General features: G+C 28.6%; 14 protein-coding genes. 10 read left to right on the top strand and 4 right to left on the bottom strand.

What is annotated here, in order from left to right; genetic code table 11:
- The first annotated feature begins 67 nt into the window (after positions 1-67).
- The 5 genes from aroA to QK892_RS15265 all read left to right on the top strand — a co-directional run bounded on the left by aroA (position 68) and on the right by QK892_RS15265 (position 4,912).
- Positions 68-1,360, top strand: a complete 1,293-nt coding sequence (aroA, locus tag QK892_RS15285; protein ID WP_317274417.1) for a 3-phosphoshikimate 1-carboxyvinyltransferase — start codon at positions 68-70, stop codon at positions 1,358-1,360.
- Positions 1,338-2,420, top strand: a complete 1,083-nt coding sequence (aroC, locus tag QK892_RS15280) for a chorismate synthase (RefSeq protein ID WP_317274416.1) — start codon at positions 1,338-1,340, stop codon at positions 2,418-2,420. The genes aroA and aroC overlap by 23 nt, the downstream gene beginning before the upstream one ends.
- A complete protein-coding gene (pheA, locus tag QK892_RS15275; RefSeq protein ID WP_317274415.1) occupies positions 2,420-3,547 on the top strand; it encodes a prephenate dehydratase in 1,128 nt (375 codons plus the stop codon). Before aroC ends, pheA begins: the two co-directional genes overlap by 1 nt.
- 626 nt (positions 3,548-4,173) lie before the next feature.
- Positions 4,174-4,581 (top strand): GNAT family N-acetyltransferase, encoded by a 408-nt coding sequence (locus QK892_RS15270; protein ID WP_317274414.1) that lies wholly within the window; start codon positions 4,174-4,176, stop codon positions 4,579-4,581.
- Complete coding sequence (locus QK892_RS15265) at positions 4,565-4,912, top strand: hypothetical protein (RefSeq protein WP_317274413.1); 348 nt, start codon at positions 4,565-4,567, stop codon at positions 4,910-4,912. The genes QK892_RS15270 and QK892_RS15265 overlap by 17 nt, the downstream gene beginning before the upstream one ends.
- 65 nt (positions 4,913-4,977) lie before the next feature.
- On the opposite strand, the gene QK892_RS15260 is transcribed toward QK892_RS15265, so the two are convergent.
- The 3 genes from QK892_RS15260 to QK892_RS15250 form a co-directional block, all read right to left on the bottom strand.
- Positions 4,978-5,625 carry a pentapeptide repeat-containing protein gene (locus QK892_RS15260; protein ID WP_317274412.1) on the bottom strand — a complete coding sequence of 216 codons (648 nt, stop codon included), beginning with the start codon at positions 5,623-5,625 and terminating at the stop codon, positions 4,978-4,980.
- Positions 5,626-5,785: 160 nt separating this feature from the next.
- On the bottom strand, positions 5,786-6,196 hold the full coding sequence (locus QK892_RS15255) for a GNAT family N-acetyltransferase (protein ID WP_317274411.1): 411 nt from the start codon (positions 6,194-6,196) through the stop codon (positions 5,786-5,788).
- Between the two features lie 55 nt (positions 6,197-6,251).
- Positions 6,252-6,965 (bottom strand): hypothetical protein, encoded by a 714-nt coding sequence (locus QK892_RS15250; RefSeq protein ID WP_317274410.1) that lies wholly within the window; start codon positions 6,963-6,965, stop codon positions 6,252-6,254.
- 725 nt (positions 6,966-7,690) lie between these two features.
- On the opposite strand from QK892_RS15250, the gene aroE reads away from it, so the two are divergent.
- From aroE to QK892_RS15225, 5 genes are all read left to right on the top strand, one after another.
- A complete protein-coding gene (gene aroE, locus QK892_RS15245; protein WP_317274409.1) occupies positions 7,691-8,500 on the top strand; it encodes a shikimate dehydrogenase in 810 nt (269 codons plus the stop codon).
- Between the two features lie 14 nt (positions 8,501-8,514).
- On the top strand, positions 8,515-9,018 hold the full coding sequence (locus QK892_RS15240) for a shikimate kinase (RefSeq protein WP_317274408.1): 504 nt from the start codon (positions 8,515-8,517) through the stop codon (positions 9,016-9,018).
- 15 nt (positions 9,019-9,033) lie between these two features.
- Positions 9,034-9,471: a type II 3-dehydroquinate dehydratase gene (aroQ, locus tag QK892_RS15235; RefSeq protein WP_317274407.1), complete on the top strand. Its 438-nt coding sequence runs from the start codon at positions 9,034-9,036 to the stop codon at positions 9,469-9,471.
- Positions 9,472-9,613: 142 nt separating this feature from the next.
- On the top strand, positions 9,614-10,633 hold the full coding sequence (aroF, locus tag QK892_RS15230; RefSeq protein WP_317274406.1) for a 3-deoxy-7-phosphoheptulonate synthase: 1,020 nt from the start codon (positions 9,614-9,616) through the stop codon (positions 10,631-10,633).
- A gap of 257 nt (positions 10,634-10,890) precedes the next feature.
- On the top strand, positions 10,891-11,724 hold the full coding sequence (locus QK892_RS15225) for a prephenate dehydrogenase (protein WP_317274405.1): 834 nt from the start codon (positions 10,891-10,893) through the stop codon (positions 11,722-11,724).
- 106 nt (positions 11,725-11,830) lie between these two features.
- Here the strand turns inward: QK892_RS15225 and QK892_RS15220 are convergent, their stop codons facing one another.
- Positions 11,831-12,874 carry an HD-GYP domain-containing protein gene (locus tag QK892_RS15220; protein WP_317274404.1) on the bottom strand — a complete coding sequence of 348 codons (1,044 nt, stop codon included), beginning with the start codon at positions 12,872-12,874 and terminating at the stop codon, positions 11,831-11,833.
- Between the last annotated feature and the right edge of the window lie 153 nt (positions 12,875-13,027).

The raw sequence follows: 13,027 nt of genomic DNA, 5'->3' as shown, positions 1-13,027 counted from the left end.
AATTCTTTCATTACAATAATTATGCATTATGCATTATAAATTATCCATTATTTTAAGGGGGTTTTTTATGCAAGATATACAAATTAATAATAGTAAGCTAAAAGGAATAGTTAAGATTCCACCTTCAAAGAGCATGGCTCACAGAGCGATAATTTGTGCAGCTCTAGGAAGTGGAGTTTCTACAATAGATAATATAGATTATTCAGATGATATTAATGCAACTATAGATGGCATGATATCTTTAGGTGCATTGATTGAAAAAGATGGTGATAGGCTAACTATTAAAGGAGCCTTTAATAAGGAAGCGAATAGAAATGCAGTTAGAACTATTGATTGTAATGAGTCAGGTTCTACATTAAGGTTTTTAGTTCCTGTGTCTCTTTTATTTGATGGTATGACTAAGTTTGTTGGAAGAGGAAATTTAGGAAAGAGGCCATTAGATACTTATTATGATATATTTAAGGAGCAAGGAATTAGTTATAGTACAGTTGATGGTAGATTGAGTTTAATGGTTAAAGGCAAATTAGCCAATGGTGAATTTACTTTACCAGGAAATATTAGTTCTCAATTTATAACAGGACTTTTATTTACCTTACCTTTATTAGAAGGTGATTCTAAGATTGTAATTAGTACAGAACTTGAATCTAAAGGATATATAGATTTAACATTATCTTGTATGAAAGACTTTGGTATTTATATAGAGAATAATAACTATAAAGAATTTATAATTAAAGGAAATCAGGGCTATATTTCCAGAAATTATAGAGTTGAAGGAGATTATTCTCAAGGAGCATTTTATCTTTGTGCAGATGCCTTAGGATCTGAAGTAGTGGTTCAAGATTTAAGAAAAGATTCTCTACAAGGGGATAAAGAGGTAATAGAAATTTTAGAGAGAATGGGAGCTAAATTTAATTTTGATGATAATTTAAAATGTCATGTAGAAGGAGATTTAGTTTCTACAGTAATAGATGGGGCTCAATGTCCAGATATTATTCCTGTAATTTCTTTAGTTGCAGCGTTATCAAAGGGAAAAACAGAAATTATAAATGCTGGCAGATTAAGAATTAAGGAATGTGACAGATTAAAGGCTGTAGCAACTGAGCTAAATAAGCTTGGTGCTAAAATTGAAGAAAAAGAAGAGGGGCTAGTAATATATGGTGTTCAAGAACTAGAAGGCGGTGTAGAAGTATGGAGCTGGAAGGATCATAGAATAGCCATGACTTTAGCAATAGCAGCAACTAGGTGTAAAAAGCCTATAATTATAAAAGACTACGATTGTGTAGCAAAATCTTACCCAAGATTTTTTGAGGATTATAAAATGCTAGGAGGGGCTGTAGATGAGTGGAGTCTTTGGAAATAATATAAAGATATCTATTTTTGGTGAATCTCATGGAACTGCAATTGGAATTAATATAGATGGGCTTCCATCAGGATTTGAAATTGATATGGATAAGGTTTTATTTGAAATGGGAAGAAGAGCACCTGGCAAGAATCAATTATCCACAGCAAGAAAGGAAGCAGATTTACCAGAAATATTAAGTGGATATTTCGAAGGTAAGACTACTGGAACTCCACTTTGTGCAATCATTAGAAATAGTGATACTAGGTCTAAAGATTATGCTAAAACTAAGGATTTTATGAGACCTGGCCATGCTGATTATAGTGGCTTTGAAAGATATTCAGGATTTAATGACTATAGAGGCGGTGGACATTTTTCTGGTAGAATAACTGCTCCTTTAGTATTTGCTGGGGCTATATGTAAGCAAATATTAGAAGATAAGGGAATAGTTATTGGTGCACATATATCATCTATAAAGAATATAGAAGATGAAAGGTTTAACGCAACAAATATATCAGTACAAGAGTTATTAGATTTAAGAAATAAGGAACTTCCATTGATTAATGACTCCTTGGAAGAAAAGATTAAGCATACTATTATGCAAGCGAAATATTATGGGAATTCAGTAGGTGGGACAATAGAATGTGCTGTAATTGGAATAAAGCCAGGAGTAGGTAATCCATTTTTTGATTCAGTAGAATCTACATTAGCTCATCTTATGTTTTCTGTACCAGCAGTAAAGGGAATAGAGTTTGGAAAAGGTTTTGACATGACTAAACTATTTGGCTCAGAAGTAAATGATGAGTATTATTATGATGGAGATTTAGTAAAGACCAAAACTAATAATAATGGTGGAATCTTAGGTGGAATAAGCAATGGAATGCCAATATTATTTAAGGTAGCAGTAAAACCAACAGCATCTATATTAAAAGAACAAAATACTATAGATATTAACAATAAGAAAGATGTTAAATTTAGAATAGAAGGAAGACATGACCCTTGTATAGTACAAAGGGCAGTACCTGTAATAGAGGCAGTTACTGCAATAGGAATACTAGATTTAATAAAGGGGAGATACTAATGGAGAGCTTAGATGACTATAGAAAAGAAATTGACTCTATTGATAGGGAATTAATTGCCTTATTCGAAAAGAGAATGAATGTAGCTATCAAGGTAGGAGAATATAAAAAGGAAAGAAATCTTCAAATATTTAATGGCAAAAGAGAAGAAGAAGTAATAGATAAAAATATAGATCTTCTTATTAATAAAGATTATAGTGAGATTGCTAGAAGTTTCTTTGAAAAGATTATGGAGCTTAGTAGATCTCTTCAAGCAGATTTAATGGAGAAGGATGAAGAGATATCTAAAGAGAATATACTAGAAAATGGAATTAGAATAGGTTATCAAGGTGTTGAAGGTTCATTTAGTGAAGAGGCACTAAGAAAATATTTCAAATCTTATGATAGTATTAAAAACTACGATGAATTTAAAGATGTTTTTACTGCATTAGAAAATAATGAAATACAGTATGCTATTCTACCTATTGAAAATTCATATACTGGAGCAATTACTGAAGTATATGATCTTTTAGTTAAATATAATTTTTATATAGTTGGCGAAGAATGTATAAAGATAGATCAACATCTTATGGGTATAGCTGGGACTAATTTAGATGATATTGAAGAAATATATTCGCATCCACAAGGATTTGCACAAAGTAAGGGATTTTTAAGTAGATATGATGATATTAAGTTAATTCCTTATCATAATACAGCTATAAGTGCTAAATTAGTTTCTAATTTAAAGGATACGAAAAAGGCCGCAATAGGAAGTAAAAGAGCTGCAAAAATTTATGGCTTAAGTATATTAAAAGAAAATATTAATGATAAAAAAGACAATCATACTAAGTTCATAATTATAGGTAAAGAATTAAAGTATGATGATTCTTGTAATAAAATTAGTGTAGTATTTTCTCTAGAAGATAAAGCAGGAACATTATACAAGCTTTTAAGACATTTTGCAGAAAATGATATTAATATGATTAAAATAGAATCAAGGCCAAATAAACATGAGTCCTGGAAGTATTTACTTTATGTAGATTTCGAAGGAAACTTAAAAAATAATTTAGTAAAAAATGCTCTAGACCTTATATCAAAAAATAGTGGGTACTTCAAAATAATAGGGAATTATAAAAACTCAAACAATTAAAATTAAGATATGAATTTAATGAAGAATTATTACCTTTAGTATAGAAAGAGATAAATATTATATGAGGTTGACTTGGAGCGTATGCGAGGTCGCAAATAAGAAAAAAAGTATAGTTAAAAATTTATATTACAAAGTAGCTTTCATAATTCCGAATGAAATGAGGAGTTATTTCCTTTAGATGCAGGAGAAAAAAATATTATGCTAGTGTGACTTGGAGCGTATGCGACGAAGTAAATAAGAAGAAAAATGGTTATAGATAAATTTTATATTATAAAGTGACTTTTTCATAATTCTGAATGAAATGAAGAATTATTTCCATTAGATGCAGGAGAAAAAAATATTATGCTAGTGTGACTTTTTCATAATTCTGAATGAAATGAAGAATTATTACCTTTAGTATAGAAAGAGATAAATATTATATGACGGCGACTTGGAGCGTATGCGACGGAGCAAGGAATATAATATTTATTTCTTCTTTTTTTATAAAAAAAGGGTAGAAATTACAAAAAATATGTTGTATAATAAAAATATAAAATATTTAGAATTTTCTGAAAAATAATTATTTGATAAATGTGAACTTATTTTGAGATGGGGGTCTGGAAAAGGTTTACTTAGGGGGGATATATATGGTTGGTTTTGATGTTAGAGAAATAAGCTTAAAGGATTATGAAGATATAATTAAGCTAAATAGAAGCTTAGATTATCCAAGCATTAAATCAATAGAAGAAGATGAAAATTCTATGATTATTGTAGCTCAATTAAATGACCAGATTATAGGCTATATGAATTTTACTATCTTAAGTGATACAGGCTATAATAAAAATTTAGCTATTAATGAAATCATTGTTGAGGAAAAATATAGGGGGCTTGGAGTAGGACATCAGCTTATGATAGAAGCTGAAAAATATGCAATGGATTATAATGCAGCTTCAATAGTTGTAATTTATAATAATTATAAAGAAGAGGAGGTGGATTTTTATAATAGACAAGGCTTTAGATTGAACGCTGAAAGGAGGTATGAGAAACTATCCTAAATTCAATAGAATAGAAGGAGGTGTGAATAACTATCCTAAATTCAATAGAATAGAGGTGGGGGTGATCAACTATCTTAAATTCGATGGAATAAAAGGAGGTGAGATTAACTATCTTAAATTCGATGGAATAAAAGGAGGTGAGATTAACTATCTTAAATTCGATGGAATAAAAGGAGGTGTAATAAACTATCCTGCAGTCAATAGAATAGAAGGAGGTGTAATATATTATCCTATATTCAATAGTATGAAAGGAGGTTTCATAAACAATAGCACGTTCAACCGCATGAAAGGAGGAATGAGAAGAATCTCGTATTTGATAGATAGAAGGTAGTAAAAGTTGGTTATTATAATAATCATTTTTACTACCTTCATTTAATTTATTTAACTAATATATAATTAAGATATTATGCTATTCTTAATGAATTTTATTAAATAACTTAATGTATAAAAATCTTTGTCTAATTCATTAGTAATTAAAGTTAATCCCTTAACTAAAGTTTCCTCATTAAAATTTTCTAAAAGAATCATAAGACTTAAGAAATTTATGTTTCCATCTCTAGTATCTAAGACTCTGGAATTTTTTATATACTTATTATTTAAGGCATTTAAAGTAGCAGTTTTAAGATCTTCACTTATATCTATATTTGGCATTTCATCATAAATTCTTATTTCTGGATTATCAATATGTAAGTTTTTTGTCTTACTTAAATCAGTTGAAACAAAAATAGTATTTATAAATTTTGCATCTTTAAAGTCTACATTGTCTAATCTTACAGAGTCAAATATTGTATTTTCAAAGTTTGCATTCTTAAAATTACTTTTTTTAAGGTTACTTCCTATAAATTCAGCAAATTTAAAGCTACCTTTTAAGAAACTACAAGATTTAAAATGTGCACCTCTAAAATTTACATAATCAAAATTTGAACCAGAAAAATTACAATTATAGCAATTACTCTTTTCAAGGTTTTGATACATAAAATTCTTATCTTTCTTTTCTATATTTTCATAATTAAAGTTACCTTTAGTTTTTTGATCTCTTGCCATTATTACCTCCATAATATATATATTTATATCAAGCTATGTATTTTAGTTAATAGTAACATATAAATAAGGAAATGTCATATTTTAAGTTAGGAACAAGAGAGAAGAAATAAGAATAGGATTGTATAAATAGTATCGTTAAATAAAACTAACTTCCAAAAACTTACAATTTTTTTAGAAAGAAATACTCAGAAAAATTATCTATCTTACTCTCATAAGAACCAACTTCTTCATATCCTAAAGAACGATAAAAGTCTCTTCCTTGCCAGTCGAAAGTATCTAATCTAATAATATTTGCACCTAATAGTCTTGCTCGTTTTTCAATTTCATTTATTAATAATGTACCAATTTTATTATTTCTGTATTTTTCATCAACAAATACAGTAGAAACATATAATATTTTAAAAGCAGTCATAGAGGCATCGGCTCCTGCAATTAGGATATTATTATCTAAAACTCCAATCCTTATGTTTCCTGACATTTCATATTTAATATGGTTTTTATCATATTCATATAAACGTCTTTCAATATCTTCTAGTTGTAAATCATTTAACTCAATAATTTGGTAATTCATAGCCCCTCCATATAATAATATTGTGTTTATTCATAATGTATCCTATGTAAAATTATTATTTATTCTTATTACATAAAAACTTATATTCAAAACGCTTATTAAAATTGCCATTTAAGCAATAATATACTGTATTTAAATTCTTTGAGTAAACCATAGAAAATTCAGTAATCCACTCCCCATTTCTTTGACATGCGGACTCTAGTATCCTAAATGCTTTTTCAATATCTACTTTCTCAGATTTCTCAAAAGCACTTGAGACTTTTTTAAATCTATCACAATTGCATTCAATATTTTCATATAAAGAATCCCATAATGAGAAATTTGTCATAACAAAGTATGATGAAGATTTTGCTTGGTTATTTATATTCCCACGACCAGGCTCTACTACATAAACATTACCGTTGGAATCACATATCATATTATGACAACTCCAATCTGGGGTATTAACAACTTCAATATTACTTAAATATTCTTCCAAGTTTTCAACACAAATAACTCCATTAAGAATATCTTTTATAAGTTTAGTTGTATGAGTAACTTTTTTACTCGGTCTTCTGTATAAACCTTTTCCGTTTGAATTAACTAAAAGATTATTGAAGAACCTACCATAACAATCTACTCCAAAGGATGGATACTTTCCACGACCTCCATCAACATGTACAGTAAACCAGTTAGGATCTTTAGTATCAATGGAATACTTCATACCATTGTTATCAAAATTCATTCCAATAATTGTATCTTGTCCGCGATAAATAAAACTTGTACACATAAATCTCTCTCCTATACATACATAAATGGCCATTATATTAGCATATATCAATTATATAATAATATATATTTTTATTATACATTAGTTATGTAATTAAATTACATAATAACATAATTTAGGATTACAATCTAACTATATATAGAATAAGCTTTCATAATTCCGAAGAATGAGGAATTATTACCTTCAGTTATAGTTATAGAAATATCGTGTTGAAATGACTTGGAGCGAAGCGAGGAGATAGTTACAATGAGAGTTATAAGTACAGAATTATTAATATATAGAATAGAAATTCATAATTCCGATGAAAGAGGAATTATTATCTTTAGTTTCGGTTAATTAAATATCATATTGGGGCGACTTGGAGCAAAGCGACGGAGCTAGTAACAATAAAAGTTATAATTATAGAATAAAAAGAATATACAGAACAAGTTTTTCATAATTCCGAAGAATGAGGAATTATTACCTTCAGTTATAGTTATATAAATATCGTGTTGAAATGACTTGGAGCGAAGCGAGGAGATAGTTACAATGAGAGTTATAAGTACAGAATTATTAATATATAGAATAGAAATTCATAATTCCGATGAAAGAGGAATTATTACCTTTAGTTTCGGTTAATTAAATATCATATTGGGGCGACTTGGAGCAAAGCGACGGAGCAACCGGTATGATATTTAATTAGCAATGTGATATAATAGTTATAATATTTTTAAGGGGGCCGTATTATGGAGTTTTATGGACTTTTAGGAGAAAAACTTTCTCATAGCTTATCTCCAGAAATTCATAGTGAAATATTAAAGCTAATGAAAAAAGATGGGGCATATAAGTTATTTGAAGTCAATAGAGATAAACTTAAAGAATTTTCAGAAGCAGTAAAGCTTTTAAAAATAAGGGGATGTAATGTAACTATTCCGTATAAAAAGGATATAATGAAATATGTAGATGTAATATCTGAAGAAGCTAATAAAATAGGAGCTATTAATACCATATCTTTAAATGAAGGAAAACTTTATGGATATAATACAGATTATTTTGGATTTGGTTATATGTTAAAAGTAAGCAATATAGAGATAAAAGATAAAATAGCAGTTATATTAGGTAATGGAGGAGCTTCAAGAGCAGTATTGCATTATTTATTAGATAATAATGCAAAAGAGGTTTACATAGTAAGTAGAAATCCAAAGAAGGATAATTTCTTACTTGAAAATGTAAAGTTAATTAGTTATGAAGACTTAAGCTTATTAAAAGGGGACATATTAATTAATTCTACACCAGTAGGCATGTATCCTAACACTGAAGCATCACCAGTAACTAAAGAGGTTATAAATAATTTTGATGCTTTAGTAGATCTAATATACAATCCTATGGAAACTAAATTTTTATCATATGGGCAAGAATTAAATAAGAAAACTGTTGGAGGGCTTTATATGCTTGTAGGTCAAGCGGTTAAGGCTCAAGAAATATGGCAAGATGCTACTATAAATGAAGCTATTATTGAAAATATATATAATAAGATAAAGAGCAATCTTACTTAATATAGGGGAATAGTATGAGTAAAAATATAATTTTATTAATTGGAATGCCTGGATGTGGAAAAACTACTATAGGAAAAGAAGTTTCAAAGAAGCTTGGATATAAGTTTTGTGATATGGATAATTATATTGAAGATATATCTAAAAGTACAATAAAAGAATTATTTGAGAAAAGTGAGGAGCACTTTAGAGATTATGAAAGTAAGGCTTGCAAGGATTTAAGCGCTATAAATGAGCCAATAATTATATCTAGTGGTGGTGGAGTAGTTAAAAGAAAAAAGAACATAGATTACTTTAAAGATAATGGAATTATTATTTTTATAGATAGACCTATAGAAAATATCATTAAAGATGTTGATACATCTTCAAGGCCATTATTAAATGATGGAAGGTCTAAACTTTACAACCTATATTCAGAAAGATATAATTTATATAAGGATTTTTGTGAATATAAAATTACTAATGATGAAGGCATAGAAAAGGTAATAAATAATATAATAGAAATAATAAAAAAGCAATAAGCAGAGGGGGAGTATATGAAGGTATTAGTTATTAATGGCCCTAACTTAAATATGGTTGGAATAAGAGAAAAAGGCATATATGGTACTAGAGATTTTAAAGATATTTGCAACTATATTAAAGAAGAAGGACAAAAGAGAAACATAGACATAAAATTATTTCAAAGCAACATTGAAGGAGAAATAATTAGCGAGATTCATAATGCCTATTATGAAAAGTATGATGGAATAATAATAAATCCAGGTGCTTTTACTCATTATAGCTATGCTATTTTAGATGCAATAAAAGCAGTAAATATTAATACCGTAGAAGTTCATTTATCAAATATACACTCAAGAGAAGAATTTAGGCATAAATCAGTTATAGCGCCAGCATGTATTGGTCAAATCTGTGGGTTTAAAGAATTTGGTTATATAATGGCGATGGAAGCGTTAAAGTCAATGCATAATGCGTAATGCGTAATGCATAATTAAGGAATAAACTCCTATGGAGTTTATAAAATTTCATAACTCAGCTAGCTGAGTTATTTCAACAATTATGCATTATCAATTATGCATTATCAATTAATTGAAATTGTAGTATGGAGGGATAGTAAATATGGTAATTGTAATGAATCCAAATTGTAGTGAAGATGAAGTATTGAAGGTTAAGAGAGAATTAGAGAGTAAGGGGTTAGGGATTCACTTATCTCAAGGTGAAACCTTTTGTATAATAGGAGTGGTTGGTGAAACTAGAACTATAGATTCAAATAAGCTTTTAAGGTTTTCAGGAGTAGATAAAATATTAAAAGTTGAAGAGCCTTATAAAAAGGCTAATAGGTTATTTAAACCTGAAGATACTGTAATAGATGTAAATGGTAGTTTAATTGGAGGAAATAACTTAGGTATTATAGCTGGACCTTGTTCAGTTGAAAGTGAAGAGCAAATAATAGAAATAGCTAAAAGTGTAAAGGCATCTGGTGCAAACTTCTTAAGAGGGGGAGCATTTAAACCAAGAACTTCTCCATATAGCTTCCAAGGCTTAGAATTAGAAGGATTAGAACTTCTTAAAAAGGCAAGAGAAGCTACAGGACTACCGATAGTAACGGAAATAATGTCAACTGATTATATAGATGTTTTTGAAAGAGATGTTGATGTAATTCAAGTCGGAGCTAGAAATATGCAAAACTTTGATTTATTAAAGCAATTAGGTAAGACTAGTAAGCCTATATTATTAAAGAGAGGTTTATCAGCAACAATTGAAGAATGGCTTATGTCAGCAGAATATATAATGGCAGCAGGAAATGAAAATGTAATTCTTTGTGAAAGAGGTATAAGAACCTTTGAAACTTATACAAGAAATACATTAGACTTAAGTGCAATACCAGTTATCAAAAGAAAATCACATCTACCGGTAATAGTAGATCCAAGTCATGCAGCAGGGTACTGGTACCTTGTAGAGCCATTAGCTAAAGCAGCAATAAGTGCTGGAGCAGATGGACTTATGATAGAAGTCCATAATAATCCACAATGTGCATTAAGCGATGGACAACAATCAATAAAACCAGAATCATTCAAGACTATAATGGATAAAGTAAGAGTTTTGGCTGAAATGGAAGGAAAGAAGATCAATGCATAATGCGTAATGCAGAATGCATAATTAAGGATAAAACTCCTTTGGAGTTTTGTGAAACAAAAGAATTTATTTCTTACGCAAAATGGATAATGCGTAATGCACAATGCATAATTAAGGAATAAACTCCTATGGAGTTTATAAATTTTAATAACTCAGCTTGTCTGAGTTATTTCAATAATTATGCATTATCAATTATGCATTATGCATTCTTTTAAATGCATTCATTAAGTGCATTATTAATTATAAATTGGGGTGTTTTTATGAAAATTTTAATTGTAGGGCTTGGGGTTATTGGCGGTAGTTATGCCATGGCACTTAAGGCAGCAGGTTATGAGGATGTCTATGGAATAGACAGTAATTTAGAAACTTTAAGAAAAGCTAAAGAGCTAGGATTAATTAAGGCAGGATATGTAGATAGTAAAGAAATTATAGGCGAAGTTGATTTAATTATTATTTCTCTTTATCCAAGGTTAGTAAAGAACTTTATTGAGAACAATAAGGATTATTTTAAAAGTGGATCTATAATTACAGATGCAACAGGAATAAAAGAACATTTTATTGAAGATATATTAAGTATATTACCAGAGGGGATAGATTTTATCTTTGGGCATCCCATGGCTGGTAGAGAAAAAAAAGGAATAGATTATGCATCTAAAGATGTTTTTAAAGGGGCAAATTATTTAATAACTGTTACTGATAGAAATAAGGAAGAAAATATAGAACTTTTAGAAAATATCATTTATGAAATGGGTTTTAAGAAAATAAAGAGAATAAATCCTGAATATCATGATAAAATGATTGCATTTACAAGTCAGTTACCTCATGCCATTGCAGTAGCATTAATTAATAGTGATGAAGAGGGTAGAGATACAGGAAGTTTTATTGGTGATAGTTATAGAGATTTAACTAGAATTGCTAACATAAATGAAGATTTATGGAGTGAACTTTTCTTTGGAAATAAGAAAAATTTATTAGGGTCTATAGATAACTTTATATTAGAACTAAATAATATAAGAAATTCAATAATCAATGAAGATGAAGAAGAGTTAAAAAGTTTATTCATAAAATCAAGTAAAAGAAGAGAAAAATTATAAGGCTGTCTTTAAGACAGCCTTATTAATAAATAAAATAAATTTATTTTAGAAACTCCGTAAGGAGTTTTTTCATTAATTCTACATTCTACATTATTAATTTTACATTTTATAATAGTTTTACTATTGATAGATCTTTAGATTTGCTTAAGTCAATGAATTCATTGTTAGTAAATACTAAAGGTAACTCTATATCTGCAGGATTCAGCTGTATTATTTTGCAAGTAGTATTATTACTTAATAAAGCTTCTTGCCCAATATAATAACTTTCCAATCCTTTTAAGAAGATAGTACAAAGCGAATAATCAAGTTTAGTTAGACTTTCTTCTTTGATTATCTTCAAAGATTGAAGAGGAGTCCTCCTTTTCTTATAAATTCTATTAGAATTAATTGCATCAAATGTATCTGCAATTGCAATTATCTTAGCAAATTCATGTATTTTATCACCAGTTATTTTAAGGGGATAGCCACTACCATCGCATCTTTCATGATGCATTAATATACCATATATAACTGACTGACTTACAAATGGAATATCCTTAATCTCATTATAAGCAAGAACAGGGTGATTCTTTATAACATCGTATTCTGTTTTTGTAAGCTTTGAAGTTTTATTAAGAATTGTTTTGCTAATTTTAATTTTACCAAAGTCATGAAGAAGAGAAGCATATACTAAAGCATGTAGTTTATTTTCTGGCATTCCAGACCATTTTCCAATTAAATAGCTTAATACAGCTACATTTACTGAATGCATATAGATACAATCTTCTCCACTACCACTAAGTATTATACTTTTTATCATGCTATTATTTATCTTAATATGACTGAGCAATTTTTTAGCATACTTATTAATTTCATTTGTACTAGATGTTTCAAGACTTTGGGAGTTGCTAAATATAGATTCAACACTTTTTGATACACTTTTTAAAGTAGCATTTGCTTCTTCTATAGCTAGAGATTCATTAGTTACTTTTCTTTCAATATAAATTTCAATTTTATCTACAGAATATATAGTCCTAAGTTTTTCTATCATTTGACTTGATAATTTAATACCCTTTTTTATTAAAACGGTTCCATTACAAATAATATCATCAGATGTTATCATTCCATTTTTTAAATTTCTAATATCTATAATTTCTTTTTCACTATACATGTTATTTACCTCAAAATATATTTATATTAATTAATAAAAAACAACAAACCCCATGCCGTCATACTTTTTACTAACATTTTTTTTTTTTTATATAATCCCACCATCAACCACAATTTTTTTTTTATTATCAAACCCTCCCGGCGCCCCCCCCCC

The sequence above is a fragment of the Clostridium lamae genome (assembly GCF_033043255.1).
GTDB lineage: Bacteria > Bacillota > Clostridia > Clostridiales > Clostridiaceae > Clostridium > Clostridium lamae.
This window is presented reverse-complemented; position numbering and strand designations above follow the sequence as displayed.